2 pseudogenes are annotated in these 572 nt (G+C 56.1%); one reads left to right on the forward strand and one right to left on the reverse strand.

The features are described from left to right. Nucleotides 1–102 (forward strand): annotated as a pseudogene (locus LDN95_RS23070) (IS5/IS1182 family transposase); the annotation flags it as partial. A gap of 367 nt (nt 103–469) precedes the next feature. On the opposite strand, the pseudogene LDN95_RS23075 reads toward LDN95_RS23070, so the two are convergent. Continuing rightward, nucleotides 470–572: pseudogene (locus LDN95_RS23075) on the reverse strand (IS5/IS1182 family transposase); the annotation flags it as partial.

The raw sequence follows: 572 nt of genomic DNA on the forward strand, positions 1-572 counted from the left end.
GCCAAAGACTGGGAACGCTCCATCGAGAGCTCGACCGCGTGGGCGAATATCGCTTCTATCCGGATGCTAACCCGCAGAATTGCGCGACTTTCAGCCGCATGACAGACTTTTGAATCGGGCTCTAAGTTTCATAGCAAGGGCTGCCATGCTTCAAACCGAGATTCATCACTCGGTAAGCCTTATCCTTGCCACGCTTCGTCGCTATCGTCGTTTTGTTACGGTTCAAACCAACCCGACCGGGTGGACGATAGGCATTTATCAGATATTTAGCGGTCGATGGCTGTGGCCGGAGTCCACTCGGGATTCGTGCGGGATTGCAGTTTCGGTGCTGCCCCGACCCCGCCTGGCACGATGCTCCAAGCTTTTGTCCGGGTAGTCGCGTCTGCCCTCTTTGCCGGGGTTACAGTCCGTTGACCTTGCGCAAGGAGCGACCGATCAGGCGTGATTAAGAGCCCGATTCAAAAGTCTGTCATGCGGCTGAAAGTCGCGCAATTCTGCGGGTTAGCATCCGGATAGAAGCGATATTCGCCCACGCGGTCGAGCTCTCGATGGAGCGTTCCCAGTCTTTGGCG

Source organism: Novosphingobium sp. FKTRR1, assembly GCF_020404405.1.
Classification (GTDB): domain Bacteria; phylum Pseudomonadota; class Alphaproteobacteria; order Sphingomonadales; family Sphingomonadaceae; genus Novosphingobium.